The organism is Rubrivivax albus (assembly GCF_004016515.1).
Taxonomy (GTDB): domain Bacteria; phylum Pseudomonadota; class Gammaproteobacteria; order Burkholderiales; family Burkholderiaceae_C; genus Rubrivivax; species Rubrivivax albus.
Genome location: NZ_SACT01000003.1, coordinates 101,901 through 127,096, shown reverse-complemented (window position 1 = coordinate 127,096; position 25,196 = coordinate 101,901). Strand labels below are relative to the sequence as shown.

The 25,196-nt window shown below is 69.7% G+C and carries 26 protein-coding genes and 4 tRNA genes; 18 read left to right on the top strand and 12 right to left on the bottom strand.

Annotated elements, in window-relative coordinates; translation table 11 throughout:
- The first annotated feature begins 128 nt into the window (after positions 1-128).
- The 5 genes from ENE75_RS11185 to ENE75_RS11165 all read left to right on the top strand — a co-directional run bounded on the left by ENE75_RS11185 (position 129) and on the right by ENE75_RS11165 (position 6,118).
- Positions 129-3,698 carry an indolepyruvate ferredoxin oxidoreductase family protein gene (locus tag ENE75_RS11185; protein WP_128198393.1) on the top strand — a complete coding sequence of 1,190 codons (3,570 nt, stop codon included), beginning with the start codon at positions 129-131 and terminating at the stop codon, positions 3,696-3,698.
- 93 nt (positions 3,699-3,791) lie between these two features.
- Positions 3,792-4,316: a cytochrome b gene (locus ENE75_RS11180; protein WP_128198392.1), complete on the top strand. Its 525-nt coding sequence runs from the start codon at positions 3,792-3,794 to the stop codon at positions 4,314-4,316.
- Positions 4,313-4,858, top strand: a complete 546-nt coding sequence (locus ENE75_RS11175; protein ID WP_128198391.1) for a YceI family protein — start codon at positions 4,313-4,315, stop codon at positions 4,856-4,858. The genes ENE75_RS11180 and ENE75_RS11175 overlap by 4 nt, the downstream gene beginning before the upstream one ends.
- Before the next feature lie 49 nt (positions 4,859-4,907).
- Positions 4,908-5,483, top strand: a complete 576-nt coding sequence (locus ENE75_RS11170; RefSeq protein WP_128198390.1) for a YceI family protein — start codon at positions 4,908-4,910, stop codon at positions 5,481-5,483.
- A 101-nt stretch (positions 5,484-5,584) separates the two neighbouring features.
- Positions 5,585-6,118, top strand: a complete 534-nt coding sequence (locus ENE75_RS11165; protein ID WP_128198389.1) for a c-type cytochrome — start codon at positions 5,585-5,587, stop codon at positions 6,116-6,118.
- Between the two features lie 72 nt (positions 6,119-6,190).
- Here ENE75_RS11165 and ENE75_RS11160 read toward each other — a convergent pair whose 3' ends face one another.
- Genes ENE75_RS11160 through ENE75_RS11135 form a run of 6 tightly spaced genes read right to left on the bottom strand, consistent with a single transcriptional unit; the run spans position 6,191 to position 10,178 of the window.
- Positions 6,191-6,706, bottom strand: coding sequence for a DUF2946 family protein (locus ENE75_RS11160; protein WP_128198388.1), 516 nt, complete (start codon positions 6,704-6,706; stop codon positions 6,191-6,193).
- Positions 6,707-6,716: 10 nt separating this feature from the next.
- On the bottom strand, positions 6,717-7,688 hold the full coding sequence (locus ENE75_RS11155; protein WP_128198387.1) for a YheT family hydrolase: 972 nt from the start codon (positions 7,686-7,688) through the stop codon (positions 6,717-6,719).
- Positions 7,685-8,131 (bottom strand): YybH family protein, encoded by a 447-nt coding sequence (locus ENE75_RS11150; protein WP_128198386.1) that lies wholly within the window; start codon positions 8,129-8,131, stop codon positions 7,685-7,687. Before ENE75_RS11150 ends, ENE75_RS11155 begins: the two co-directional genes overlap by 4 nt.
- Positions 8,132-8,141: 10 nt before the next feature.
- Positions 8,142-9,050, bottom strand: coding sequence for a formyltetrahydrofolate deformylase (gene purU / locus ENE75_RS11145; protein WP_233259026.1), 909 nt, complete (start codon positions 9,048-9,050; stop codon positions 8,142-8,144).
- Positions 9,040-9,246, bottom strand: coding sequence for a zinc-finger domain-containing protein (locus tag ENE75_RS11140; RefSeq protein ID WP_128198385.1), 207 nt, complete (start codon positions 9,244-9,246; stop codon positions 9,040-9,042). Before ENE75_RS11140 ends, purU begins: the two co-directional genes overlap by 11 nt.
- Before the next feature lie 8 nt (positions 9,247-9,254).
- A complete protein-coding gene (locus ENE75_RS11135; protein ID WP_128198384.1) occupies positions 9,255-10,178 on the bottom strand; it encodes a branched-chain amino acid transaminase in 924 nt (307 codons plus the stop codon).
- A 102-nt stretch (positions 10,179-10,280) separates the two neighbouring features.
- Between ENE75_RS11135 and ENE75_RS11130 the strand changes: the two genes are divergently transcribed.
- Positions 10,281-11,597: a PilZ domain-containing protein gene (locus ENE75_RS11130; RefSeq protein WP_128198383.1), complete on the top strand. Its 1,317-nt coding sequence runs from the start codon at positions 10,281-10,283 to the stop codon at positions 11,595-11,597.
- Here ENE75_RS11130 and ENE75_RS11125 read toward each other — a convergent pair.
- From ENE75_RS11125 to alr, 4 genes are read right to left on the bottom strand one after another with little or no spacing between them, the layout of a single operon-like run.
- Complete coding sequence (locus tag ENE75_RS11125) at positions 11,540-12,001, bottom strand: hypothetical protein (protein WP_233259025.1); 462 nt, start codon at positions 11,999-12,001, stop codon at positions 11,540-11,542. The genes ENE75_RS11130 and ENE75_RS11125 overlap by 58 nt on opposite strands.
- 10 nt (positions 12,002-12,011) lie before the next feature.
- A complete protein-coding gene (gene radA, locus ENE75_RS11120) occupies positions 12,012-13,373 on the bottom strand; it encodes a DNA repair protein RadA (protein WP_128198382.1) in 1,362 nt (453 codons plus the stop codon).
- A 46-nt stretch (positions 13,374-13,419) separates the two neighbouring features.
- Positions 13,420-13,827, bottom strand: a complete 408-nt coding sequence (gene arfB, locus ENE75_RS11115; protein WP_128198381.1) for an alternative ribosome rescue aminoacyl-tRNA hydrolase ArfB — start codon at positions 13,825-13,827, stop codon at positions 13,420-13,422.
- Entirely contained in the window at positions 13,827-14,927 is a 1,101-nt protein-coding gene (alr, locus tag ENE75_RS11110) for an alanine racemase (RefSeq protein ID WP_128198380.1), read from the bottom strand. The genes arfB and alr overlap by 1 nt, the downstream gene beginning before the upstream one ends.
- 129 nt (positions 14,928-15,056) lie before the next feature.
- On the opposite strand from alr, the gene lplT reads away from it, so the two are divergent.
- Both lplT and ENE75_RS11100 read left to right on the top strand, forming a co-directional pair.
- Positions 15,057-16,334 carry a lysophospholipid transporter LplT gene (gene lplT / locus ENE75_RS11105; RefSeq protein WP_128198379.1) on the top strand — a complete coding sequence of 426 codons (1,278 nt, stop codon included), beginning with the start codon at positions 15,057-15,059 and terminating at the stop codon, positions 16,332-16,334.
- Entirely contained in the window at positions 16,334-17,092 is a 759-nt protein-coding gene (locus ENE75_RS11100) for an EamA family transporter (RefSeq protein ID WP_128198378.1), read from the top strand. Before lplT ends, ENE75_RS11100 begins: the two co-directional genes overlap by 1 nt.
- Before the next feature lie 21 nt (positions 17,093-17,113).
- Here ENE75_RS11100 and ENE75_RS11095 read toward each other — a convergent pair whose 3' ends face one another.
- Positions 17,114-17,734: a chalcone isomerase family protein gene (locus tag ENE75_RS11095; protein ID WP_128198377.1), complete on the bottom strand. Its 621-nt coding sequence runs from the start codon at positions 17,732-17,734 to the stop codon at positions 17,114-17,116.
- Positions 17,735-18,032: 298 nt separating this feature from the next.
- Here ENE75_RS11095 and trpE point away from each other — a divergent pair, with 298 nt between their 5' ends.
- Together trpE and ENE75_RS11085 are read left to right on the top strand one after the other, a co-directional pair.
- Positions 18,033-19,508, top strand: a complete 1,476-nt coding sequence (gene trpE, locus ENE75_RS11090; protein WP_128198376.1) for an anthranilate synthase component I — start codon at positions 18,033-18,035, stop codon at positions 19,506-19,508.
- A 2-nt stretch (positions 19,509-19,510) separates the two neighbouring features.
- Positions 19,511-20,104, top strand: a complete 594-nt coding sequence (locus tag ENE75_RS11085; RefSeq protein ID WP_128198375.1) for an anthranilate synthase component II — start codon at positions 19,511-19,513, stop codon at positions 20,102-20,104.
- A 40-nt stretch (positions 20,105-20,144) separates the two neighbouring features.
- Here the strand turns inward: ENE75_RS11085 and ENE75_RS25090 are convergent, their stop codons facing one another.
- The gene (locus tag ENE75_RS25090) at positions 20,145-20,777 is read right to left on the bottom strand and encodes a PEP-CTERM sorting domain-containing protein (protein WP_233259024.1); all 633 of its coding nucleotides are present in this window, start codon (positions 20,775-20,777) and stop codon (positions 20,145-20,147) included.
- Positions 20,778-20,893: 116 nt separating this feature from the next.
- Here ENE75_RS25090 and trpD point away from each other — a divergent pair, with 116 nt between their 5' ends.
- The 8 genes from trpD (at position 20,894) to ENE75_RS11040 (ending at position 25,096) form a co-directional block, all read left to right on the top strand.
- Complete coding sequence (gene trpD / locus ENE75_RS11075) at positions 20,894-21,931, top strand: anthranilate phosphoribosyltransferase (protein ID WP_128198374.1); 1,038 nt, start codon at positions 20,894-20,896, stop codon at positions 21,929-21,931.
- A gap of 4 nt (positions 21,932-21,935) precedes the next feature.
- On the top strand, positions 21,936-22,724 hold the full coding sequence (gene trpC / locus ENE75_RS11070) for an indole-3-glycerol phosphate synthase TrpC (protein WP_128198373.1): 789 nt from the start codon (positions 21,936-21,938) through the stop codon (positions 22,722-22,724).
- Positions 22,721-23,398 (top strand): uracil-DNA glycosylase, encoded by a 678-nt coding sequence (locus ENE75_RS11065; protein ID WP_128198372.1) that lies wholly within the window; start codon positions 22,721-22,723, stop codon positions 23,396-23,398. The genes trpC and ENE75_RS11065 overlap by 4 nt, the downstream gene beginning before the upstream one ends.
- A 27-nt stretch (positions 23,399-23,425) precedes the next feature.
- Positions 23,426-23,511: transfer RNA gene (locus tag ENE75_RS11060), tRNA-Tyr, on the top strand.
- A 57-nt stretch (positions 23,512-23,568) separates the two neighbouring features.
- Positions 23,569-23,642 (top strand) — tRNA-Gly (locus ENE75_RS11055).
- Between the two features lie 49 nt (positions 23,643-23,691).
- Positions 23,692-23,766, top strand: a tRNA-Thr gene (locus ENE75_RS11050).
- Positions 23,767-23,817: 51 nt separating this feature from the next.
- The gene (gene tuf, locus ENE75_RS11045) at positions 23,818-25,008 is read left to right on the top strand and encodes an elongation factor Tu (RefSeq protein ID WP_128198371.1); all 1,191 of its coding nucleotides are present in this window, start codon (positions 23,818-23,820) and stop codon (positions 25,006-25,008) included.
- 12 nt (positions 25,009-25,020) lie between these two features.
- Positions 25,021-25,096 (top strand) — tRNA-Trp (locus ENE75_RS11040).
- The last annotated feature ends 100 nt before the right edge of the window (positions 25,097-25,196 follow it).

Sequence of the window (25,196 nt, the reverse complement as noted above, 5' to 3'; positions counted from 1 at the left end):
AAATGTCCTCTCCTGGGTCTTTGAGAGAAAGATCGTTTCTTCAAGTATGCCCATCAGGGCATCAAAGGAAAAGACATGCCGGGCCTTGATGCCTACACTTCCGGTTTCCCCGCACCGGAGCCGTCGCCATGAATGCACCCCTGCCGGACGCCGTCCGCAAGGCCCTGGAGAGCGTCACGCTCGACGACAAGTACACGCTGGCCTCCGGCCGCGCCTTCATGAGCGGGGTGCAGGCCCTGGTGCGCCTGCCGATGCTGCAGCGCCAGCGCGACGCGCTGGCCGGGCTGAACACCGGCGGCTTCGTCAGCGGCTACCGCGGCAGCCCGCTGGGCGGCTACGACCAGGCGCTGTGGGCGGCCAAGAAGCACCTGGCCGAACAGCACATCGTCTTCCAGCCCGGCGTCAACGAGGAACTGGGCGCCACCGCGGTGTGGGGCACGCAGCAGCTGGACCTGTACCCGCAGCAGAAGAAGTACGACGGCGTCTTCGGCATCTGGTACGGCAAGGGTCCCGGCGTGGACCGCTGCTCCGACGTCTTCAAGCACGCGAACATGGCCGGCACCAGCAAGCACGGCGGCGTGATCGCGATCGCCGGTGACGACCACGTGGCCAAGAGCAGCACGGCCCCGCACCAGAGCGACCACATCTTCAAGGCCTGCGGCCTGCCGGTGTTCTTCCCGAGCGACGTGCAGGGCATCCTGGACATGGGCCTGCACGCCTTCGGCATGAGCCGCTTCAGCGGCCTGTGGAGCGGCATGAAGACGATCCAGGAGGTCGTCGAGTCGGGGTCGTCCGTGGTGGTGGACCCGGAGCGCGTGAAGATCGTGCTGCCCGAGGACTTCCAGATGCCGCCCGGCGGCCTGCACATCCGCTGGCCCGACGCGCCGCTGGAACAGGAAGCGCGGCTGATGGACTACAAGTGGTACGCCGCGCTGGCCTACGTGCGGGCCAACAAGCTGAACCACAACGTGGTCGAGACGCCGAACGACCGTTTCGGCCTCATCGCCAGCGGCAAGGCCTACAACGACATGCGCCAGGCCCTGACCGACCTGGGCCTGGACGACGCCACCTGCCGGCAGCTGGGCATCCGTGTGCACAAGGTCAACGTGGTGTGGCCGCTGGAGGCGACGATCACGCGCGAGTTCGCGCAGGGGCTCCAGGAGATCCTGGTCGTCGAGGAGAAGCGCCAGGTCATCGAGTACCAGCTCAAGGAGGAGCTCTACAACTGGCGCGCCGACGTCCGCCCCAACGTGCTGGGCAAGTTCGACGAGCCCGAGGGTGACTTCTCCGGCGGCGAGTGGGCGATGCCCAACCCGAGCGAGAACTGGCTGCTGCGCGCCAAGGCCGACCTGACGCCGTCCATCATCGCCAAGGCCATCGCCAAGCGGCTGAACAAGATGGGCGTGCCGGCCGACGTTGCCGCGCGCATGCAGCAGCGCCTGGACGAGATCGCGGCCCGAGAGCGCGGCCTGCTCGAGCTCAAGAGCGACACCGGCGACCGCATACCCTGGTTCTGCAGCGGCTGCCCGCACAACACCAGCACCCGCGTGCCCGAAGGCAGCCGCGCCGTGGCCGGCATCGGCTGCCACTACATGGCGGTGTGGATGGACCGCAGCACCAGCACCTTCACGCAGATGGGCGGCGAAGGCGTGCCCTGGGTCGGCCAGGCGCATTTCACGAAGGAAAACCACATCTTCGCCAACCTGGGCGACGGCACCTACTTCCACAGCGGCATCCTGGCCGTGCGCCAGAGCATCGCCGCCGGCGTGAACATCACCTACAAGGTCCTCTACAACGACGCCGTGGCGATGACCGGCGGCCAGCAGGTGGGTGAGCGGCCCGAGGGCCACAGCGTGCTGCAGATCATGAAGAGCCTGGTCAGCGAGGGCGTGGCCAAGCTGACCATCGTCACCGACCAGCCGGAGAAGTACAACGGCGTGGCGCTGGAGCCGGGCGTGGTGGTGCAGCACCGCGACGAGCTCGACCGCATCCAGCGCGAGTTCCGCGAGATCCCCGGCACCACGGTGATCCTGTACGACCAGACCTGTGCGACCGAGAAGCGCCGCCGCCGCAAGCGCGGCAAGCTGGCCACGCCCGACAAGCGCGTGGTCATCAACGAGGCGGTGTGCGAGGGCTGTGGCGACTGCAGCGTGCAGAGCAACTGCCTGAGCGTGGAGCCCTACGAGACCGAGTTCGGCCGCAAGCGGCGCATCAACCAGAACAGCTGCAACCTCGACTACAGCTGCACCAAGGGTTTCTGCCCCAGCTTCGTCACCGTCGAGGGCGGGCAGCTGAAGAAGCCGAAGAAGGAGAAGCGGGGCGACCTGTCGGCCCTGCCCCCGATCCCCGACCCCGTGCTGCCGCTGGCCGAGCAGGCCTGGGGCATCGTGGTGGCCGGTGTCGGCGGCACCGGCGTCATCACCATCGGCCAGCTGCTGGGCATGGCCGCCCACCTGGAAGGCAAGGGCGTGGTCACGCAGGACAGCGCCGGCCTGGCGCAGAAGGGCGGTGCCACCTGGAGCCACGTGCAGATCGCGCACCGCCCCGACGCCCTCTACACCACCAAGGTGGACCTGGCCAAGGCCGACCTCGTGATCGGCTGCGATGCCATCGTCACCGCCTCCAAGGCCACGCTGGCGGTGATGCAGCAAGGCCGCACCTATGTGGCGATGAACACGCATGGCACGCCCACCGCCGGATTCGTGAAGAACACCGAGTGGCAGTTCCCGGGCGGGGCCTGCGAAGCGGCGGTCAAGGGCAGCGTCGGCGAGCCGCTGGTGGGCGCCTTCGACGCCGAGCAGGCGGCCACGCAACTGCTGGGCGACAGCATCTACACCAACCCGCTGATGCTGGGCTACGCCTGGCAGCAGGGCCGGGTGCCGCTGACGCATGCGGCGCTGATGCGGGCCATCGAGCTCAACGGCGTGCAGGTGGACAACAACAAGGCCGCCTTCGAGTGGGGCCGGCGCTGTGCCCATGACCTTGCCGCGGTGCAGGCGCTGTACGTGGCGAAGAACGTCATCCAGTTCGTGAAGAAGCCGTCGCTGGACGACATGGTCAAGACCCGCGTCGACTTCCTCACCGGCTACCAGGACGCCGCCTATGCGTCGCAGTACCGGGCCTTCGTGCAGAAGGTGCAGGATGCCGAGGCCCGGCTCGGCCCGGACCGCCGTCTCAGCGAGGCCGTGGCCCGCTACCTCTTCAAGCTGATGGCCTACAAGGACGAGTACGAGGTCGCCCGCCTGCACACCGACCCGGCCTTCACGGCGCGCATCGCCGAGATGTTCGAGGGCGACTACAAGCTGGTGCACCACCTGGCGCCGCCGATGCTGGCGAAGACCAATCACAAGGGCGAACTGGTCAAGCAGGCCTACGGCCCGTGGATGCGCAGTGCCTTCGGCTGGCTGGCCAAGCTCAAGGGCTTGCGCGGCGGCGCGCTGGATGTCTTCGGCCGCAGCGAGGAGCGGCGCACCGAGCGGGCGCTGATCCAGGAGTACCGTGCCTGCGTCGAGGAGCTGCTCAAGGGCCTGAACATCACCAACCACGCGCTTGCGGCGGAGATCGCGCGTCTGCCCGAGGAGATCCGCGGGTTCGGCCACGTGAAGGCGCGCCACCTGGCGGCGGTGCGGCCGAAGTGGGCGGCGCTGATGCAGCGCTGGCGCGCTGGCGATGCGGGGGCGCCGGCCAAGGCTGCTTGACGGCTGCCGGCACAGCCTCATTCAAATTCCCTGAACCAAGGCGCCAGCGGCCTTCAACCGCTGGCCGCGGGTGGCTCGCGACACTGCGAGCCAATGTCCGCCACCCGCTACACCCTGCCCGCGATCGCGCTGCACTGGCTGCTGGCGCTGATGATCCTGGGCGCGTTCGGCTTCGGCCTGTACATGACCGGGCTGCCGTTCTCGCCGGCGCGGCTGAAGCTCTACAACTGGCACAAGTGGGCCGGCGTGACGATCCTGGCACTGACGGTGCTGCGCCTGCTGTGGCGCCTGTCGCACCGGCCGCCGCCGCCGCCGGCCATGCCGGCCTGGCAACAGCAGGCCTACAAGGCCACCCACGGCCTGATGTACGCGCTGTTCTTCGCCGTGCCGCTGGTCGGCTGGGCCTACAGCTCCGCGGCCGGCTTTCCGATCGTCTGGTTCGGCGTGCTGCCCTTGCCCGACTTCGTGCCGGTGGACAAGGCGCTGGCCGAAGCCATCAAGCCCTGGCATGAGCGCCTGGCCTGGACGCTGATCTTGCTGGTGGCGCTGCACGTCGCCGCCGCCCTCAAGCACCACTTCATCGACCGCGACGGCCTGCTGTCGCGCATGCGCCCATGAGCCGATCCGCCCTGTCCCTCGCGCTGGCTGCCACCGTTGCCGCGACCGCCGCCAATGCCCAGACCGTCGTCCGCGACGGCAGCGAGATCGCCTTCACGACGCGCCAGATGGGTGTGCCGGTGGACGGCCGCTTCACGCAATGGCAGGCGCAGATGCGCTTCGACCCCAAGAATCCGGCCACCGGCAGCGTGAGCTTCACGATCGACACCGGCAGCGCCAGCTTCGGCGCCAGCGAGACCGACGCCGAGGTGAAGAAGCCGGAATGGTTCTACGTCGTCAAGTTCCCACGCGCCAGCTTCACCTCCACCGGCATCCAGGCCACCGGCCCGGGCCGCTACGCCGTGGCCGGTCAGCTGACGATCAAGGGCAAGGCGCAGCCGCTGACGGTGCCGGTGCAGCTGGCGGGCGACACCGCCAGCGGCAGCTTCGCGATCAAGCGCCTGGCCTTCGACATCGGCAGCGGCGACTGGGCCGACACCTCGATGGTGGCCGACGAGGTGCAGGTGCGCTTCAAGCTCAAGCTCGCCGGCCTGCCGAAGTGATCCCCCGTTCCCCTGTTCGCCCCCTCCATCCCACGCTCAAGGAGAACCCATGACCCGCACCCTCAAGACCTTCGTCGCGGCCCTGGCCGCCGCGCCGCTGCTGGCTGCCGCCGCCCCGGCCACCTATGCCATCGACCCGACCCACACCTCGGTCTTCTTCGAGGCCCTGCACTTCGGCACCTCCACCAACCGCGGGCGCTTCATCAAGAACAGCGGCACCGTGGTCTTCGACCGCGCCGGCAAGTCCGGCAAGGTGGACCTGACGCTGGACATGACTGGCATCAGCACCGGCGTGGCCCGTTTCGATGGCCACCTGGCCAGCGCCGACTTCTTCGACGTGGCCAATCACCCCACGGCCGGCTTCAGTGGTGACAAGTTCGTCTTCGATGGCGACAAGGTCACGGCGGTGGAGGGCGTGCTCACGCTGCGCGGCAAGACCCATCCGGTCACGCTCAAGGCGGTGCGCTTCGGCTGCTACGACAACCCCATGCTCAAGCGCGAAGTCTGCGGCGGCGACTTCGAGACCACCATCAAGCGCAGCCTGTGGGGCGTGAACTGGGGCCTGCAGATGGGCGTGGCCGACGACACCAAGCTGATCATCCAGGTCGAGGCGATCAAGCAGTGACGCCGGGCGGGCCAGCCCGGGTGTCGGGCAGCAGGTCGCGTCGATGCCGGCGCGCCCGCTATACTTGACAGGTTTTTCTCCCGCTGGCCCGCACACCCATCATGAGCGCCGAACACGACACCCACGAATCCCACGAAGGCCCGATCAAGACGCCCAGGCAACTGATCTGGACGGTCGTGGCGTCGTTCGTGGTGCCCATCGTCACCATCATCCTGCTGGTGAACTTCGTGGCCTCCGGCGACAAGCCGGCTGCCGGCAGTGAAGGCCTGAGCGCCGAGGCGATCGCGCAGCGACTGGCGCCCATCGGTCATGTCGAGATCCGCGACGCCTCGGGGCCGGCCGTGGTGCGCACCGGGGAACAGGTCTACCAGGCGGCCTGCACGGCCTGCCACGGCAGCGGCGCCGCCGGCGCGCCCAAGACCGGCGACACCGCCGCCTGGGCGCCGCGCCTGACGCAGGGCTACGAGACGCTGCTGAACTCGGCGCTCAAGGGTAAGGGTGCGATGGCGGCCCAGGGCGGCGGTGAGTATTCGGACTACGAGGTCGGCCGTGCCGTGGTCTACCTGGCCAACCAGGGTGGCGGCAAGTTCGAGGAGCCGGCGGCCCCCGCCCCGGCGGCCAGCGCGGCCAACTGAGGCTTCACCGCATGCATGAACCGGGCGCCCAGGGCGCCCGGTTCCGTTTCCAGGGGACGACTTCGGCAGTGATCAAGCGGGCTGCGGCACGCGCACGAAGCCGAACCGTGCCGGCATCTCGGTGAAAGCGATGTCCTGCGCTTGCCAGTCCCCGCGCTCGATGCGCTCGGCCGCGACCAGCATGTCGGCGGTGTGCGCGATGCCCAGGCCGAGGTCGGTGTCCAGGAACAGCCGGCCCTCTTCGTCCAGCCAGGCGCTGCGCACCACCGCAGGCAAGCCGGTGTGCGAAGTCACGGCCTCACCGTGCAGCCGCCACACCCAGGGTGCGGCCTCCAGTTCCACGTAGACCCGCTGTGGCCCATTCTGGAAGAACCAGGCGCCGCTGGCGTCGCAGGCGTAGTTGCGGCCGATGAAGGACAGCAGCTTGTCGTGCTGGATGCGGCTGCCCTTGACCTGCGGGAACGGGCCGGTGGCGCGCACGCGGTCGTCGCGCATGTACCAGTCGCCCCGTGCATCCAGCGCCAGCCAGCCGTGGCAATGCGGCACGTTGGGCCACTTGCGCAGCGCGGCTTCGACGATCGGGTCCATGCGCCCGAGCTTACGCGTGCTGCGCCAGCCAGTGGCACACCTCAGCAGGCAGGCCCTGCACGTGGCCCGGAAACCGGCCCTGAGGGAAGCCCACGTGGCCGCCATGGGCCGGCTGCCAGAGTTCGACGGTCGACGACACGTCCGCCCGCCCGGGCAGTGAATCCGCTGGCACGAAGGGATCGTTGCGCGCGTTCAGCGCCAGCGCCGGGATGCGCACGGCGCGCAGATGGGGCCTGGCCGACGCGCGGGCCCAGTAGTCGTCGGTGTCCCGGAAACCGTGCAGCGGCGCGGTGAAGACGTTGTCGAAGTCGTACAGCGTGCGCGCGGCGGCCAGGCGGTCGCGGTCGAACAGACCCGGGTGCTGCTGCCACTTGGCCAGCGCCTTGGGCTTCATCGTGGCCAGGAACATGCGGGTGTAGACGTGGCGGTTGAAGCCGCGGCCCATGGCCTGCCCGCTGGCCGTGAGGTCCAGCGGGGAGCAGACCGACACCACCGCGCGCGTCACGCGGGCCGCGTCCTCGGCCACCTCGCCGGCCCAGCGCATCAGCGCGTTGCCACCCAGTGACACCCCGGCGGCCAGCACCGGTGCCCCCTGCCGCGCGGCCAGGCGGCCGAGGAACCAGTCGATCTCGGCATGGTCACCCGAGTGGTAGGCCCGCGGCGCGCGGTTGAGTTCGCCGCTGCAGCCGCGGAAATGCGGCATCACGAAGCCCCAGCCGCGCTGTTCGGCCTCGAGCGCGAAGCTCAGGGCATAGTGGCTTGCGGTGGAGCCCTCGAGGCCGTGGAACAGCACCAGCAGCGGTGCGTCAGGTGCACCGGCTGGCGCGAAGTCGAGGTCGACGAAGTCGCCGTCGGGCGTGTCCCAGCGCTCGCGACGAAACGGAACCCGGCCGGCCAGCTGACGGCGCCCCGTCAGCGCGGGCCAGATCGTCTGCGCGTGCCCGCCCGGCAGCCAGGCCGGTGCGCGGAACTCAGGGCTCAATGCAGCACACCGCCAGCCGGCGTGTCGTCCGGCGCCTGCAGGCTGCCGGGGCTGGCGTGGTGCGCCACCAGCCGCCAGCCCCGGGCGGTCTGCAGGTAGACGTTGGTCGCCATCACGTAGGCGGTGCGCGTGCCTTCGTCGGTGCGCACGTCGATGCGTTCGACCAGGTGGTGCACGGCGCCAGACAGGGCGTCCAGCCGGTGCACCTGCTCCGGCTGCACCGGGATGGGCCCATTGGCGAAGATGGCCTCGAAGCTGGCGCGGATGGCCGCCAGCCCGATCACCCGTGGCCCGCCCGGGTGCACGCAGACGACCTCGTCGTCATCGGCCCAGACCGCCATCAGTGCGTCGATGTCGCCGCGCTGCAGCGCTTCGTAGAAGCGCGACTCCAGTTCGTCGGGGGTGGCCCCGATCGCGGTGGCGGGCGGCTTGCGGCGGGCCATCGCTCGCGTCTCAGCGGAAGACCACGGTCTTGTGGCCGTTGAGCAGCACGCGGTGTTCCACGTGCCAGCGCACGGCGCGGGCCAGCACCATGCACTCGATGTCGCGGCCCACCGCGGTGAAGTCCTCGGCCGAGAGCGTGTGGTCCACGCGTTCCACGTCCTGCTCGATGATGGGGCCTTCGTCCAGATCCGCAGTCACGTAGTGCGCAGTGGCGCCGATCAGCTTGACGCCGCGCGCATGCGCCTGGAAGTAGGGCTTCGCACCCTTGAAGCTGGGCAGGAAGCTGTGGTGGATGTTGATCGCCCGCCCGCGCCAGGCGTCGCACAGGCCGGGGCTGAGGATCTGCATGTAGCGCGCCAGCACCACCAGGTCCACGCGCTCGCGGTCAGCGATGGCCATCACCGCGGCCTCCTGCGTGTCCTTGGTGGCGGCGTCGGCGCCGGCGGCCAGCGGCAGGTGGTGGAAGGGGATGCCGTAGCCCTCCACCAGACCGCGGAAGGTCTCGTGGTTGGACACCACGGCAGGGATCTCGACCGGCAGCTGCCTGCTCTGCCAGCGGAACAGCAGGTCGTTCAGGCAATGCCCGTGCTGGCTGACCATCAGCATCACGCGCGGCTTGCGGGCCTGCACGTGGAAGTGCAGGTCCATCTGGAACTGCTGGCGGGCATGCTCGAACAGCGTGCGCAGCTGCGTGGGGTCGGCCAGGTGCGCGGGCGCCTCGAAGTGCACGCGCATGAAGAACAGGCCGGTGGCGTCGGCGCCTTCCAGGTCGCCGAACTGCTGCGAGTCGACGATGTTGCAGCCGGCCTGGAACAGCAGGCCGGCCACGGCGTGCACGATGCCCGGCTGGTCGCGGGCAGCCAGGGTCAGGATGTACGACGGACGCATCGCGGCGGCGGGCGATGCGTCAGTGGCCATGCAAGTGTTCGCCGGCCTTCAGGCGGTAGACGGTGCCGCAGTAGGGGCAGCGCCCCTCACCGGTGGTGGCCACGTCGATGAAGACCCGCGGGTGCTGGTTCCACAGCGTCATCTTCGGGTTCGGGCAGTAGGTGCTGCCATGCCCCTGCAGATCGTTGGCGGTCAGCTCGACCACGGCTTTGGGTTCGCTGCTCATGTCGGTGCTCAGACGCGGGTCAGCCACTCGGCGTATTTCGGGTTGCGGCCGCCGACGATGTCGAAGAACGCGGCCTGGATCTTGGTGGTGATCGGGCCCCGGGCGCCGATGCCGATCTGCACGCGGTCGAGTTCGCGGATCGGCGTCACTTCCGCCGCGGTGCCGGTGAAGAAGGCCTCGTCGCAGATGTAGACCTCGTCGCGCGTGATGCGCTTCTCCACCAGCTTCAGGCCCAGGTCCTGGCAGATGGCGAAGATGGTGTCGCGCGTGATGCCGTTGAGCGCGCCGGCGGACAGGTCCGGCGTGTAGACCACGCCCTTCTTGATGATGAACAGGTTCTCGCCCGCGCCTTCGCTGACGAAGCCCGACGCGTCGAGCAGCATCGCCTCGTCGTAGCCGTCCTCCGTGGCCTCCATGTTGGCCAGGATGGAGTTGGTGTAGTTGCTCACCGCCTTGGCCTGCGTCATCGTGATGTTGACGTGGTGGCGGGTGTAGCTGCTGGTCTTGACGCGGATGCCCTTGGCCAGCCCTTCCTCGCCCAGGTAGGCGCCCCAGGGCCAGGCCGCGACCATCAGGTGGATCTGGTTGCCCTTGGGGCTGACGCCCAGCTTGCCCGAGCCGATCCAGGTCAGCGGGCGCAGGTAGCAGCTCTTCAGCGCGTTGGCGCGCACCACGTCGCGTTGGGCTTCCATCACCTGCTCGACGGTGAACGGGATCTTCATGCGCAGGATCTTGGCGCTGTTGAACAGGCGTTCGGTGTGCTCGCGCAGACGGAAGATGGCCGTGCCGTCGGGAGTCTCGTAGGCGCGCACGCCCTCGAAGGCGCCGCAGCCGTAGTGCAGCGTATGGGTCAGCACGTGGATCTTGGCGTCGCGCCAATCCACCATGGTCCCGTCCATCCAGATCTTGCCGTCGCGGTCGGCCATCGACATGGTCTGCACTCCTGAGAATCGTTAAGAGCGTAAATTCTAGGCGTTCGGCCAAGCCGGGCTGCCGGTGCAGCGCCCGATGCCGCCGGGAGGAGAACACGCCACATGCCGCTTCCGACGCCCAGGCGCCTGCGTCGAGCCCTGAACCACGGCCTGCGCGTGGCGTTCTCGTGGCTGCCGCACCGCCTGCGCTTCGCGCTCATTCGTGGCCTGGTCGAGTGCGACCCGGCACCGCCGCCCTCGCTGGTGCTCAAGATCGCCGAGACCCGCGAGGAGCTCGAGGCCTGCTTCGCGCTGCTGCACGATGCCTATGTGGCCAGTGGCTTCATGAAGCCGCACCCGTCCGGCCTGCGCGTCACGCCCTACCACGCGCTGCCCACCACCACCACCATCTGCGCGCTGGTCGATTCTCGGGTGGTCGGCACGCTGTCGATGGTGCGCGAGAGCGTCTTCGGCCTGCCGCTGCAGAGCGCGTTTGACCTCGGCGCCGTGCGCGCCCGCGGCGGGCAGATCGCCGAGATCTCGGCGCTGGCCGTGCACCCGGACCACCGGCGCACCGGGGGCACCGTGCTGTTTCCGCTGATGAAGTTCATGTACGAGTACTGCACACGCTTCTTCGAGACGCGGCACCTCGTGATCGCCGTCAACCCGAACCGGATCGAGCTCTACGAGGCGCTGCTGCAGTTCGAGCGCCTGCCGGCCGAGGTGGTGGAGTCCTACGACTTCGCCAACGGGGCGCCGGCCGTGGGCGCGTCGCTGGACCTCGATGCCGCGCCCGCCATCTTCGAGCGGCTGTATGGCGGCAAGGCCGCGCGCCGCAACCTGCACGCCTATTTCACCCAGCTGGCGCTGCCCAACCTGCGCATGCCGCCGCGGCGCTACTTCACCACCAACGACCCGGTGATGACGCCGGCGCTGCTGGACCACTTCTTCCGCCAGCGCACATCGGGCTTTGCCGACATGACGCCGCGCCAGTGGCGGATGCTGCACGCCATCTACGACCGGTCCGACTACGCCGTCGTGCTGCCACCGATGCCGGACGTGACGATCTCCGGCGTCTCGCTGCGGCGCCACCCGCGCCACGCGATCCGCTTCCCCGCCGTGTTCACCGCCGCTCGCGGCGGCGGGCGGTGGGCGCTGGTCATGCGCGAAATCTCGCTGGGTGGCTGTCAGGTGGAGCTGGCGTCGGCCGCCCTGCCGACAGGTACCGAGGGCGAACTGATGGTGCAGCTCGGCGCCGGTGACAGCAGCGTCGTTCAGGCGCGCGTCCTGCGGACCGTGACCGACGGTGTCTGGAGCATGCAGGTCAAGCGCCCCGACGACGCCTGGCGGCGCTGCGTGCAGGCGCTCGAGGCGGGTGCGACCTATCGCGACGTGAGCCGGTCGCTGATCTCGCTGTCCGGCGCCGCACGGGCGGTCTGACCGTTTCCTTCGTCGCCGGTGGGCTCGGGCCGCACCAGCGTCCACTGCACCAGCTTGCCGCGCTGCAGGTCCAGCGTCACAGTGGAGCCGCCGTCGTCGGTCCACCGCCACTGTTCCGGGTCTGCACCCTCGGGGCTCACGCGCTCGCCCAGGCTGCGCGTCATCTGGATCACCTGCAGCAGGCTCAGGCCGGGCTTGAGCCTCGCGTTGAACATCACCGCGCTGCCCACCCGCCCCACCGGCGACTGTCCGGCCTGGCGCATGGCCCGCAGCGCGCGCGTGAACTGCAGCAGCAGCCAGAACACGGTGATCGTGACCGCCAGCAGCACGCCACGCCAGCCATACAGCATCCAGCCGGCCGCGACGGCCAACACCGCCAGGCCCCAACCGATCACCTCGCTCATCGCACCGCCTTCACAGGTCGCGCACCAGGTCCACGGCCTGCTCCACCCGTTCGACGGCGTGGATGGTCAGGCCCTCGATGGGCTTCTTCGGGGCATTCGCCGCCGGCACCACGGCCACGCTGAAGCCGAGCTTGGCGGCTTCCTTCAGCCGTTCCTGGCCGCGCGGTGCCGGCCGGATTTCGCCGGCCAGCCCCACCTCGCCGAAGGCGACGAAGCCGCGCGGCAACGGCCGCCCGCGCAGGCTGCCCTGGATCGCCAGCAGCACCGCCAGGTCGGCCGCCGGCTCGGTGATGCGCACGCCGCCCACCGCATTGACGAACACGTCCTGGTCCATGCAGCTGACGCCGGCATGCCGGTGCAGCACCGCCAGCAGCATGGCCAGCCGGTCGCGCTCGAGGCCCACCGACAGCCGGCGGGGGCTGGGGCCGCCGCTGTCCACCAGCGCCTGCACCTCCACCAGCAGCGGGCGCGTGCCTTCCAGCGTCACCAGCACGCAGCTGCCGGGCACCGGCTGGCCGTGGGTGGACAGGAAGATCGCGCTCGGGTTGGCCACGCCCTTGAGTCCGCGTTCGGTCATCGCGAAGACGCCGATCTCGTTGACGGCGCCGAAGCGGTTCTTGATCGCGCGCACCAGGCGGAAGCTGCTGTGCGTGTCGCCCTCGAAGTACAGCACCGTGTCGACGATGTGCTCCAGCACGCGCGGCCCGGCGATCGCACCTTCCTTGGTCACGTGGCCCACCAGCACGATGGTGGTGCCGCCGGCCTTGGCCAGCCGCGTGAGCTGGGCCGCGCATTCGCGCACCTGGGCCACCGAGCCGGGGGCGGACGTGAGCTGCTCGGAGTACAGCGTCTGGATCGAGTCGACCACACACACCGTGGGCTGCTCGGCCTCGATGGCAGCCTGGATCTTCTCGAGCTGGATCTCCGCCAGCACCCGCACCGCCGAGGCGCCCAGCCCCAGGCGGCGGGCCCGCAACGCCACCTGCGCGCCGCTTTCCTCGCCGGTGACGTAAAGCGCCTTCGCCTGCCGCGCCAGGCTGTCCAGCGCCTGCAGCAACAGCGTGCTCTTGCCGATGCCGGGGTCGCCGCCGATGAGCACCACGCCGCCGGCGACCAGGCCGCCGCCCAGCACGCGGTCGAGTTCGTCCACGCCGGTGGGCAGGCGCTCGACCTCGGTGGCCTCGATGGCCGACAGCGTGGCCACCGGCTGCGTCTTCGCCAGCGCCTGGAAGCGGTGGCGTGCGCCGCCCGAGGGCTCGGCCACGGTCTCCTCCAGGGTGTTCCAGGCCTTGCACTGCGGGCACTGGCCCATCCAGCGTGGGGCGCTGCCGCCGCACTCGCTGCAGAGGTAGACGTTCTTCTCCTTGGCCATCGGAGGATTGTCGCCGGTGCCACCGCCGCACCTGCGGCGGCGGCCGCTACGGTTCGCCGCGCAGCTTGCCGCGGCCGGCCTTCACCGCGCTGCGCACGGCCTTGCCCTGCAAGCGCCGCTGCTGCGAGCCCCAGGTGGGCTTGGTGGCGCGCCGCAGCCGCGGCGGCTCGCCCACGGCGTCTACCATGGCCTGCAGGCGCGCCAGCGCGGCCGAACGGTTCAACGGCTGGCTGCGGTGCTCCTGCGCCTTGATGACGATGACCCCGTCCGCCGTCAGGCGCTGGTCGGACCGGGCCAGCAACCGCGCCTTGACACCGTCCGGCAGCGAGGATGCGGCGACGTCGAAGCGCAGCTGCACCGCGCTGGACACCTTGTTGACGTTTTGTCCGCCGGCGCCCTGGGCGCGGATGGCGGTGAATTCCACCTCCGTCGGGTCGACGCGCGGTGGGCGCATCAGCCGTCGGCCAGCGCCACCGGCACCCGCGGCGCCAGCGCGCACATCAATTCGTAGGCGATGGTGCCGGCGGCCTGCGCCACCTCGTCGATGGGCAGCACCGCCCCGGCCGACGCGCGACCCCAGAGCGTGACCTCGCTGCCCGGCCCGGCGTCGGGCCGTGCCGTGAGGTCCACCGCCAGCATGTCCATCGACACCCGGCCGACGGTGGCACTGCGCATGCCGTCCACCAGCACCGGCGTGCCGGTGGGGCAGTGGCGCGGGTAGCCGTCGGCATAGCCGCAGGCCACGATGCCGATGCGCATCGTGGCCTCGGCGGTGAAGCTGCTGCCGTAGCCCACCGTGTCGCCGGGCGCCAGCGTCTGCGTGGCCAGCACGCGCGCGCGCAGCGACATCGCAGGCTGCAGGCACCAGTGGCCGGCATCGTGCGCCGGGAAGTCCGGCGCGCTGCCGTAGCTCATGATGCCGGCGCGCACCCAGTCGGCAGCCACGCCGGCCTCGGCCGCGTGGCGCAGCGTGGCCGCGCTGTTGGCCAGGCTGCGCTCGCCCGGCAGGTCGCGCGTGGCGGCCTCGAACACCGCCACCTGGTGCGCGATGCCACGCGGGCCGTCGGCGTCGGAGAAATGCGTCATCAGGCTGATCTCGTCGACCTGCGGCAGCGCGTCCAGCCGCGCCCAGGCACCGCGGAAGGCGTCGGGCCGGAAGCCCAGCCGGTTCATGCCGCTGTTCATCTTCAGGAACACGCGGTGCGGCCTGAGCGTCTTGTGCGCCGCCAGCCAGTCGATCTGCTCGGGGCAGTGCACCACGTGCCAAAGGTCCAGCCGCGAGCACAGCTCCAGGTCGCGCGGCTCGAAACAGCCTTCGAGCAGCAGGATGGGGCCGCGCCAGTCCAGCGCGCGCAGGCGCTCGGCCTCGGCCAGGTCCAGCAGCGCGAAGCCGTCGGCGCCGCGCAGGCCACCGAAGGCGCGCTCGATGCCGTGCCCGTAGGCGTTGGCCTTCACGACCGCCCACACGCGGGCATCGGGCGCGGCCTGGCGGGCACGGGCCAGGTTGTGCGCCAGCGCATCGGCATGAATCAACGCTTGGATCGGACGCGGCATCGTGCGCCGGATTCTGCCAGCGGGGTGCGTGCTATAAACCGCGCGCCCGTCAACCCCCAAGAGCTCGAAAGCCTTCAGGAGACACCGCGTCGGCCCGGCCAGGACCGCCGCCGCAGCCCGCGCGCCCGCATGAAAAAAGGCTTCTCGACCATCATGTCGGCGCAGTTCTTCAGCTCGCTGGCGGACAACGCGCTGTTCGTCGCGGCGGTGGAGCTGCTGCGCAACGCGCAGGCGCCGGCCTGGCAGGGGGCGGCCCTGGTGCCGATGTTCGCGCTGTTCTACGTGGTGCTGGCGCCGTTCGTCGGCGCCTTCGCCGACAGCATCCCCAAGGGACGGGTGATGTTCGTCTCCAACAGCATCAAGGTGGTGGGCTGCCTGATGATGCTGTTCGGCAGCCACCCGCTGCTGGCCTACGCCATCGTCGGCCTGGGTGCGGCGGCCTACTCGCCGGCCAAGTACGGCATCCTCACCGAGCTGCTGCCGCCGTCGCAGCTGGTCAAGGCCAACGGCTGGATCGAGGGGCTGACCATCGGCTCCATCATCCTGGGCGTGGTCGTCGGCGGCGCGCTGGTCAACGACAAGGTGGCGCCGCTGCTGCTGGGCCTGGACGTGCCGGGCATTGACCTGGGCATCGTGCTGCCGGCACAGGCCGCGATCACCGTCATCGTCTGGCTCTACGTGGTGGCGGCCCTGTTCAACCTGAAGATCCCACGCACCGAAGCACCGCTGCGCTCGATGTCGGGCAACCTGCTGGAACTGCTGCGCGACTTCCAGCAGTGCAATGCCCGCCTGTGGCGCGACAAGCTGGGCCAGATCTCGTTGGCCACGACCACGCTGTTCTGGGGCGTGGCCGGCAACCTGCGCTACATCGTGCTGGCCTGGGCGGCGGCGGCGCTGGGCTATGCCACGTCCGAGGCCTCGCTGCTGGTGGGCGTCGTGGCCATCGGCACGGCGGTGGGCGCCGTGGTGGCCTCGGTGGCGATGAAGCTCGACCGCGCGACGCGCGTGATCCCGCTCGGCACCGGCATGGGCCTGCTGGTGATCGCGATGATCGCCATCCGCGACGTGGCCGTGGCCGCACCCTTCCTGATGATGGTCGGCGCGCTGGGCGGCTTCCTCGTCGTGCCGATGAACGCGCTGCTGCAGCACCGCGGCCACAACCTGATGGGCGCGGGGCGGTCGATCGCGGTGCAGAACTTCAACGAGCAGGCCTGCATCCTGGGCCTGGGGGCCTTCTACGCCGGCATGACGAAGTTCGGCCTCTCGGCCTTCGGCGCCATCGCCATCTTCGGGCTGGTGGTGGCCGGCACGATGGAGGCCATCCGGCGCTGGCACCGGCACAACCTGCAGGCGCACCGTGCCGAAGTCGAGCACCTGCTCGACATCGCCCGCTCGGACCACCACTGATGCCGCCGGTGGCCCGCTCGGCGGCGGCCCTGGCGGCCGCCGCGCTCACGTTCAACGCGTTCACCTGGGGCGTGTCCTGGTGGCCGTTCCGGCACCTGCAGGCGCAGGGCCTGCATGCGCTGTGGGCCACGGCGCTGATCTACGCCATCGCCGTGCTCGTCCTCACCCTGTCGCGGCCGGCGGCCTGGCGCGAACTGCTGCGCACGCCCAGCCTGTGGGTGCTGGTGATCGCGTCAGGCACCACCAACGCCAGCTTCAACTGGGCCGTGACCATCGGCGACGTCGTGCGCGTGGTGCTGCTGTTCTACCTGATGCCGCTCTGGGCCGTGCTGCTGGCCCGGGCGTTGCTGGGCGAGCGCCTGACGGCGCTGGCAGGTGCGCGCGTGGCGATGGCGCTGGCCGGCGCCGCGATCGTGCTGTGGCCCGCCGAGGGCGGCGGCTGGCCCGTGCCGCGCAGCACGGCGGAATGGCTGGGTGTGCTCGGCGGCTTCAGCTTCGCCCTCAACAATGTGATGCTGCGGCGCGAGGCGCATCGGTCGGACGCCGCCCGCGCGCTGGCCATGTTCAGCGGCGGCACGGTGGTGGCCGGCGGCCTGGCTGCGGCGCTGGCCGTGCAGGGTGTGGTGCCGGCGCTGCCGGCCCCGGCCTGGGGCTGGGCGCTGCCCGCGCTGGCCCTGGCCGCCGGCACGCTGGACCTGCGCCTGTTGGCTGGCGGGGCGCTGATCGTCGGTGCCGCCCTGCTGGCGGCCCGCGAGTGACGGCGTCTTGCCGGCCCGCCGTCAGTTGAGCTGGCCGGGCTGCGCTTCCACCGGCTTGCCCAGCAGCTGGTCCTTCAGCGTGTCGTCGGCCGGCTTGTCGCCCAGCCAGATGCGCATCATCGCGGCGAAGAACTCGGGCTCGACGATGGGCTTGCCCATCGCCTGGCCATTGACCAGCACCTGGGTGCCGGTGCCGGGCCGGTACTCGACCGAGAAGTGTTCGCCGGCCTTGAGGTTCTTCTTGGCCACGAACAGCTCCGAGAGCTGCAGCGTGCCCGGAATGGCCTTGGCGAACTGCGCGCGCGTGGAGTTGTCCTCCATGCCGCGCGTGAACAGCCGGCCCAGCGTGTTGCCGTCGATGTCGCGCAGCATCTGGATGTGCAGCCGCTTGGCACCGGGCATGGCCAGGGCCTGTTCCGCCGTGGCGGCCTTGGCAGGCAGGTAGAGCCCCGCGGTGTAGACCTTGACGACGAATCGGTAGCGGATGCCGGCCCCGTTGAGCACCAGCGGCTGGCCGGCGACCGTGAGGCGTTCCGGGTAGTCGACGCCGGAGACGACGGCGGCGGCCGCGGGCTGGGTCGCCAGCAGGCCGATCAACAGGCCGATCAGCGGGCCCAGGGCGGGAACGAAGGCGCGGAACATGGTGAGTCCTCGAGGAAGCGGGCGTGGCCGCCGGTGGGGCGGGCCGTGCGGGGGTGGGCGCAGATCGGGCGCGGCGCGTATTGTCGAGGTTCAAGGGCCCTGGGCTACACTCCGACGCATGTTCATCGCGCGCGTTCTGAGCAACGGGTCACACGACCGGGGAGCCTGGCCCTGGCGTCGCTGGCACCTGTCTGCCTGAACCACGCCGCCGCGGTCCTCTCCGGCATCCTGCCCGGGCGCCCCGGCTGGCCCTCTGAACGCCAGGCGCACCCCCGTGGGTGGCCCGAGGACCCGACCGATGATCACCGAACTGGAATTCCAGAGCCTTGCCGCGCAGGGCCACAACCGCATCCCGCTCATTGCCGAGGCCTTTGCCGACCTCGAAACGCCGCTGTCGCTGTACCTCAAGCTGGCCGGCGGGCAACCCCACAGCTTCCTGCTCGAATCCGTCGTCGGCGGGGAACGTTTCGGCCGCTACTCCTTCATCGGCCTGCCGGCCCGCACGCTGCTGCGCGCCGCCGGGTTCGTGTCCGAGGTGGTGACCGATGGCCGTGTCGTCGAACGCGACGAGGGCAACCCGCTGGACTTCATTGCCGCCTACCAGCGGCGCTTCAAGCCGGCACTGCGCCCGGGGCTGCCGCGCTTCTGTGGTGGGCTGGCGGGTTACTTCGGCTATGACGCCGTGCGCTTCATCGAGCCGCGGCTGGCGAAGACGCAGAAGACAGGCGGCCTGGACACGCCTGACATCCTGCTGCTGCAGACCGAAGAACTGGCGGTCATCGACAACCTCAGCGGCCGCCTGTACCTGATCGTCTGGGCCGACCCGGGGCAGCCGGAGGCCTACTTCCGTGGCAAGCGGCGCCTGGCGGAACTGACCGACAAGCTGCGCTACAGCGTCACCGCGCCGGCGGTGAAGCGCGGGGCCAGCTACGCCGTGGAGCGCGAGACCTCGCGCGAACAGCTGGAAGCCGCCGTGCGCCGCGCCAAGGAGTACATCGCCGCGGGTGACTGCATGCAGGTGGTCATCGGCCAACGGCTGCGCAAGCGCTACACCGAGAGCCCGCTGAGCCTGTACCGCGCGCTGCGCTCGCTGAATCCGTCGCCCTACATGTATTTCTACGACCTGGGCGACTTCCAGATCGTCGGCGCCAGCCCGGAGATCCTGGTGCGCCAGGAACTGTCCCCGGAAGGCCCGAAGGTCACGATCCGTCCGCTGGCAGGCACGCGCCCGCGCGGGGCCACCCCGGAGCGTGATGCCGAACTGTCGGCCGAGTTGCAGGCCGACCCGAAGGAGCGCGCCGAGCACCTGATGCTGATCGATCTGGCGCGCAACGACATCGGCCGCATCGCCAAGACCGGCAGCGTGAAGGTCACGGAAGCGTTCGCTGTGGAGCGCTATTCGCACGTGATGCACATCGTCAGCAACGTCGAGGGCCTGCTGGCCGACGGGCTGAGCAGTCTGGACGTGCTCAAGGCCACTTTCCCGGCCGGCACGCTCAGCGGCGCACCCAAGATCCGCGCGATGGAAATCATCGACGAGCTCGAGCCGGTCAAGCGCGGCATCTACGGCGGCGCCTGCGGCTACCTGAGCTATGCCGGCGACATGGACCTGGCGATCGCCATCCGCACCGGCATCGTGCAGAAGCAGACCCTGTACGTGCAGGCCGCCGCCGGCGTGGTGGCCGACTCGGTGCCGGAACTCGAATGGAGGGAGACCGAGCAGAAGGCTCGGGCGCTCATCCGCGCGGCGGAACTCGTCGAGGAAGGGTTCTGACCATGCTGCTGATGATCGACAACTACGACAGCTTCACCTTCAACCTGGTGCAGTACTTCGGCGAACTGGGCGCGGACGTGACCGTCGTGCGCAACGACCAGATCGACCTCGCCGGCATCGAGGCGCTGAAGCCCGACCACCTGGTGCTGTCCCCCGGGCCCTGCTCACCGGCCGAGGCCGGCATCTGCATCGACGCCATCCGCCACTTCCAGGGCCGGCTGCCGATCCTGGGCGTGTGCCTGGGGCACCAGGCCATCGGCGCCGCGTTGGGCGGGCGGGTGATCCGCGCGAAGGTGCAGATGCATGGCAAGACCGACACCCTCACCGCCGACGGCCGGGGCGTGTACGAGGGTCTGCCGTCGCACTTCAGCGTGGTGCGCTACCACTCGCTGGCCATCGAGCGCGAGACGCTGCCGGCGGAACTGGAGGTCACGTCCACCACCGCCGACGGCGAGATCATGGGTGTGCGCCACCGCGCGCTGGCCGGCGGGCCGGCGCCGCTCGAAGGCGTGCAGTTCCACCCGGAATCCATCCTGTCCGAACATGGCCACGCGATGCTGCGCAACTTCCTGCGCATGGGCAGGCCTGCGGCGTGAGGCGGTCGTCGTGGGCGACGTAGTCCGTCAGGGGGGCAGGTCAGGCCTCACTGGCCGACGTGTCGAGGCGCTGGCGGCGGCGCCAGGCCAGACCCGCGAGGCCCAGCCCAAGCAGGGCCGACGTGGCGGGTTCGGGCACCGGTGCCGCAGCGAAGAACCCGGTGCCGAGGTCATCGTTCCACAGCGGGTCGCAGGGGACGCCGTAGTAGCGGTTGCCTCGCACGCCGCAGGTGAAGAACGAGCCGTCGGCGCTGAGTTGGAAACCCAGGCCATCGCCGAAATCGATGCGCACGGCCTGCGGCCCGCCCAGGGTGATGTTGCCCGAGATCGAAGCAAAGTAGTGGAACGCCGTGTCGGCCGGCACCGCTGCGTTGTTCGCGAACACCGTGACCACGTAGGGGTCCAGCAGGTTCGAGCCGCTGTAGCTGAAGCTGACGAAGTTCTCCTCCGCCAGGTCGGCTCCCTGCGCGTAGTTGACCAACTCGAGCACCCCGGTCACGCGGAAGGATGTTCTGCCCGCCGCGGCCGCGCAATCCTCGCAGTTGCCCTCGAAGTAGAACGGCACGGCCACGGCCAGCGCCTGCTCCTCGGCGGCGACGGCCCACGCTGCCGGGGTGGTGAGCGCGCCACCGATAATCAGGGTGGCAAGCCGCATCGCGTTGGCACCTGTCATCTTGTCCTCCTTTGCGCCGACTCGGCGACCCAAGGTAAGCGGGTGGTCGTCAGGCGACAACCCCGCATTCTTGGGGCTGCCGGTGTGACGGACCGCCCCTCTCGGAGTCTGCATCCATGCCCATCACCAACACCGAAGCCCTGACCCGCGTCATCGAGCACCGCGAGATCTTCCACGACGAGATGCTGGCGCTGATGCGCCGCATCATGAGCGGCGAGATGTCGCCGGTCATGATCGCCGCGCTGGCCATGGGCCTGCGGGTGAAGAAGGAGACCGTGGGCGAGATCGCGGCTGCGGCGCAGGTGATGCGCGAGTTCGCCACGCCCGTGCCGGTGGCCGACCGCACGCACCTGGTGGACATCGTGGGCACCGGGGGCGACGGGTCGCACACCTTCAACATCTCCACCGCGTCGATGTTCGTCGCCGCGGCCGCGGGCGCGCGGGTGGCCAAGCATGCGGGCCGCAGCGTGTCGAGCACCTCCGGCTCGGCCGACGTGATGGAAGCCCTGGGCGCGTACATCGGCCTGTCGCCGGAGCAGGTGGCCACCTGCCTGGCCGAGACCGGCATCGGCTACATGTTTGCGCCCAACCACCATGCGGCCATGAGGCATGCGGCGCCGGTGCGCAAGGAGCTGGGTGTGCGCACGTTCTTCAACATCCTCGGCCCGCTGACCAACCCGGCCAATGCACCCAACCAGCTGCTGGGCGTGTTTCACCCCGACCTCGTGGGCATCCAGGTGCGTGTGCTGCAGCGCCTGGGCAGCGAGCACGTGATGGTGGTCTACGGCATGAACGGCATGGACGAGGTCTCGCTGTCGGGCGAGACGCTGGTGGGCGAGCTCAAGGACGGCGAGGTCAAGGAATACGTCGTGCACCCCAGCGACTTCGGCCTGCCGGTCTACGACAGCCGTGTGCTCAAGGTGGCCAACAAGGAGGAGTCGGTGCAGTGCATCCAGCGCGCGCTGGCCGACGAGGACGGCCCGGTGCGCGACATCGTGCTGCTCAACGCCGGGGCGGCGCTGTACTGTGCCGGCGTGGCCGCCAGCGTGACCGAGGGCGTCAAGCGCGCGCGGGAGGCGGTGTCGTCGGGCCAGGCGGCGGCCAAGCTGAGCCAGTACGTCAAGGTCAGCAACCGCTTCCGCCCGGTGGGGTGATGCGATGAGCGACATCCTGCAGAAGATCGTCGCCGTCAAGCGCGAGGAAATCGCGGCGGGGCGCGCGGTGCGGTCGTTCGAGAGCTGGCGCGCGGAGGCCGAGGCGCGGCGTGACGTGCGCGGCTTCGTCGCCGCATTGCGCGCGAAGATCGCCGCCGGCGGTGCCGGCGTGATCGCCGAGGTCAAGAAGGCCAGCCCCAGCAAGGGCGTGCTGCGCGAGCACTTCGTGCCGGCCGAGATCGCGGCCAGCTACGCGGAGCACGGCGCCGCCTGCCTCAGCGTGCTGACCGACGAGCGCTTCTTCCAGGGCGCGGCCGCCTACCTGCAACAGGCGCGCGAAGCTTGTGCGCTGCCGGTGCTGCGCAAGGACTTCATGGTCGATGCCTACCAGGTGGTGGAGGCGCGCGCGCTGGGCGCGGACTGCATCCTGCTGATTGCCGCCTGTCTGGACGATGCCTTGATGGCCGACCTGGAAGCCACGGCGCTGGCGCTGGGCATGGACGTGCTGGTGGAGGTGCACGACGGTGCCGAACTCGACCGTGCGCTGCGGCTGCAGACACCGCTGGTGGGCATCAACAACCGTAACCTGCGCACCTTCGACGTCACACTGCAGACCACGCTGGACCTGCTGCCGCGGGTGCCTGCGGACAGGCTCCTGGTCACCGAGTCCGGCATCCTGGGCCGGGACGACGTGCGCCGCATGCGCGACGCCGGCGTGCACGCCTTCCTGGTGGGCGAGGCGTTCATGCGCGCGCCCGACCCCGGCGCCGCGCTCGCGGACCTGTTCGCGTGACGGCCGACGACCTGCCGGCAGCGTTTGCCGCGCTGCCTGCGGCCTGGCGCGCCGCGCTGCCCGGCTGGACGCCGGCCGCGGAGCAGGCGGTGACCGACCGGGTGCGCGCCGCGTCCGGCACGCTCGACATCGCGCCGGCCGACCCCTTTCGCGCGTTGCGTCTGGTGCCGCCCGAGGCGGCCCGCGTCGTGGTGTTCGGCCAGGACCCCTACCCGAAGCCGGGTCATGCCGATGGCCTGGCCTTCTCCGCGGGGCACGGCCGGCCGCATTCGCTGCGCCGCATCTTCCAGGTGCTGGCGTCGGATCGCCCGGGCTGGGCGCCACCGGCCATTTGGAAGCTCGACGCCTGGGCCGAGCAGGGCGTGCTGCTGCTGAACCCGACGCTGACGGTGGAAGTGGGCCGTGCCGGCGCCCACCTGGACTGCGGATGGCAAGCGCTCACTGCTCAAATTGTTCAGTATCTGTGCGGCCGCGATCAACCGCCTGCGTTTCTGCTCTGGGGCAAACCGGCGAACGCGTTCTTTGACGCCGCCTGTCCGGCGGCGCCCAGCGTGCCGGTCTTCCGCACGCGCCACCCGTCACACGACATCCGGCGCGAGTTCATGGCCGACGGCAGCCACTTCGCGGCCACGGCCGACCGGATCGACTGGTGGGGCTTGACTGGCGCGCCCTGATTGCCGTGCTATACTCACAGGCTCTCCGGAGGGGTGCCCGAGTGGCTAAAGGGGGCAGACTGTAAATCTGTTGGCTTACGCCTACGCTGGTTCGAATCCAGCCTCCTCCACCAGAGAACACCGCAGGCCACCTTCCCGTGGGGTGCCGGTGGTGGCGGAGTTGGAAGGCTGCGGGAGTAGTTCAATGGCAGAACCTTAGCCTTCCAAGCTAATGACGCGGGTTCGATTCCCGTCTCCCGCTCCAGCCTCGATACCGGTTTGCCGATGCGCAGCGTCGTCAGACCCGTATCGATGCCCATGTGGCTCAGTGGTAGAGCACTCCCTTGGTAAGGGAGAGGTCGCGCGTTCGATCCGCGCCATGGGCACCATCGATCTTTCGGCAACATCTTCTCTACTCTTGACGAGCCAGGAGCGCTGACATGGCAAAAGGCAAGTTTGAACGCACCAAGCCGCACGTGAACGTGGGCACGATTGGTCACGTGGACCATGGCAAGACGACGCTGACGGCGGCGATCACGACGATCCTGTCGGCGAAGTTCGGTGGCGAGGCCAAGGGCTACGACCAGATCGATGCGGCGCCGGAGGAGAAGGCGCGCGGCATCACGATCAACACCGCGCACGTCGAGTACGAGACCGCCAACCGCCACTACGCGCACGTCGACTGCCCCGGGCACGCCGACTACGTGAAGAACATGATCACCGGTGCGGCGCAGATGGACGGCGCCATCCTGGTGTGCTCGGCCGCCGACGGCCCGATGCCCCAGACCCGCGAGCACATCCTGCTGGCCCGTCAGGTCGGCGTGCCGTACATCATCGTCTTCCTCAACAAGTGCGACATGGTCGACGACGCCGAGCTCCTGGAGCTGGTGGAGATGGAAGTGCGTGAACTGCTGAGCAAGTACGACTTCCCCGGCGACGACACCCCCATCGTCAAGGGCTCGGCCAAGCTGGCCCTGGAAGGCGACAAGGGCGAACTCGGCGAGCAGGCCATCATGGCCCTGGCCGACGCCCTGGACAGCTACATCCCCACGCCCGAGCGCGCCATCGACGGCACCTTCCTGATGCCCGTCGAAGACGTCTTCTCGATCTCCGGCCGCGGCACCGTCGTGACCGGCCGTGTCGAGCGTGGCGTCATCAAGGTCGGCGAGGAAATCGAGATCGTCGGCATCCGCGACACGCAGAAGACCACCTGCACCGGCGTGGAGATGTTCCGCAAGCTGCTCGACCAGGGCCAGGCCGGTGACAACGTCGGCATCCTGCTGCGCGGCACCAAGCGCGAGGACGTCGAGCGTGGCCAGGTGCTGTGCAAGCCCGGCAGCATCAAGCCGCACACGCACTTCACCGCCGAGGTGTACGTGCTGAGCAAGGACGAAGGCGGCCGCCACACGCCGTTCTTCAACAACTACCGTCCGCAGTTCTACTTCCGCACCACGGACGTGACCGGCGCGGTGGAGCTGCCCAAGGACAAGGAGATGGTGATGCCTGGCGACAACGTCAGCATCACGGTCAAGCTGATCGCCCCGATCGCGATGGAAGAAGGCCTGCGCTTCGCCATCCGTGAAGGCGGCCGCACCGTCGGCGCCGGCGTCGTGGCCAAGATCATCGAGTAAGAGGTTTGCCGCAGGGGTGTAGCTCAATTGGTAGAGCGCCGGTTTCCAAAACCGAAGGTCGGGGGTTCGATTCCCTCCGCCCCTGCCAAATGATTCCGGGCCCGTTGGGGGCCCTCCAGCCCGCCAGGCCCGCGCCTTGCGGGTTTTGCGCCTGATGCAAGGCATCGTCGGAACCCGCTCGCGCCGTC

Bases quoted from the DNA above. Each gene is read 5' to 3' on its own strand.
- ENE75_RS11185 (WP_128198393.1), top strand. From the start codon at position 129: ATGAATGCACCCCTGCCGGACGCCGTCCGCAAGGCCCTGGAGAGCGTC.
- ENE75_RS11180 (WP_128198392.1), top strand. From the start codon at position 3,792: ATGTCCGCCACCCGCTACACCCTGCCCGCGATCGCGCTGCACTGGCTG.
- ENE75_RS11175 (WP_128198391.1), top strand. From the start codon at position 4,313: ATGAGCCGATCCGCCCTGTCCCTCGCGCTGGCTGCCACCGTTGCCGCG.
- ENE75_RS11170 (WP_128198390.1), top strand. From the start codon at position 4,908: ATGACCCGCACCCTCAAGACCTTCGTCGCGGCCCTGGCCGCCGCGCCG.
- ENE75_RS11165 (WP_128198389.1), top strand. From the start codon at position 5,585: ATGAGCGCCGAACACGACACCCACGAATCCCACGAAGGCCCGATCAAG.
- ENE75_RS11160 (WP_128198388.1), bottom strand. From the start codon at position 6,706: ATGGACCCGATCGTCGAAGCCGCGCTGCGCAAGTGGCCCAACGTGCCG.
- ENE75_RS11150 (WP_128198386.1), bottom strand. From the start codon at position 8,131: ATGGCCCGCCGCAAGCCGCCCGCCACCGCGATCGGGGCCACCCCCGAC.
- purU (WP_233259026.1), bottom strand. From the start codon at position 9,050: ATGGCCACTGACGCATCGCCCGCCGCCGCGATGCGTCCGTCGTACATC.
- ENE75_RS11140 (WP_128198385.1), bottom strand. From the start codon at position 9,246: ATGAGCAGCGAACCCAAAGCCGTGGTCGAGCTGACCGCCAACGATCTG.
- ENE75_RS11135 (WP_128198384.1), bottom strand. From the start codon at position 10,178: ATGTCGATGGCCGACCGCGACGGCAAGATCTGGATGGACGGGACCATG.
- ENE75_RS11130 (WP_128198383.1), top strand. From the start codon at position 10,281: ATGCCGCTTCCGACGCCCAGGCGCCTGCGTCGAGCCCTGAACCACGGC.
- ENE75_RS11125 (WP_233259025.1), bottom strand. From the start codon at position 12,001: ATGAGCGAGGTGATCGGTTGGGGCCTGGCGGTGTTGGCCGTCGCGGCC.
- radA (WP_128198382.1), bottom strand. From the start codon at position 13,373: ATGGCCAAGGAGAAGAACGTCTACCTCTGCAGCGAGTGCGGCGGCAGC.
- arfB (WP_128198381.1), bottom strand. From the start codon at position 13,827: ATGCGCCCACCGCGCGTCGACCCGACGGAGGTGGAATTCACCGCCATC.
- alr (WP_128198380.1), bottom strand. From the start codon at position 14,927: ATGCCGCGTCCGATCCAAGCGTTGATTCATGCCGATGCGCTGGCGCAC.
- lplT (WP_128198379.1), top strand. From the start codon at position 15,057: ATGAAAAAAGGCTTCTCGACCATCATGTCGGCGCAGTTCTTCAGCTCG.
- ENE75_RS11100 (WP_128198378.1), top strand. From the start codon at position 16,334: ATGCCGCCGGTGGCCCGCTCGGCGGCGGCCCTGGCGGCCGCCGCGCTC.
- ENE75_RS11095 (WP_128198377.1), bottom strand. From the start codon at position 17,734: ATGTTCCGCGCCTTCGTTCCCGCCCTGGGCCCGCTGATCGGCCTGTTG.
- trpE (WP_128198376.1), top strand. From the start codon at position 18,033: ATGATCACCGAACTGGAATTCCAGAGCCTTGCCGCGCAGGGCCACAAC.
- ENE75_RS11085 (WP_128198375.1), top strand. From the start codon at position 19,511: ATGCTGCTGATGATCGACAACTACGACAGCTTCACCTTCAACCTGGTG.
- ENE75_RS25090 (WP_233259024.1), bottom strand. From the start codon at position 20,777: ATGACAGGTGCCAACGCGATGCGGCTTGCCACCCTGATTATCGGTGGC.
- trpD (WP_128198374.1), top strand. From the start codon at position 20,894: ATGCCCATCACCAACACCGAAGCCCTGACCCGCGTCATCGAGCACCGC.
- trpC (WP_128198373.1), top strand. From the start codon at position 21,936: ATGAGCGACATCCTGCAGAAGATCGTCGCCGTCAAGCGCGAGGAAATC.
- tuf (WP_128198371.1), top strand. From the start codon at position 23,818: ATGGCAAAAGGCAAGTTTGAACGCACCAAGCCGCACGTGAACGTGGGC.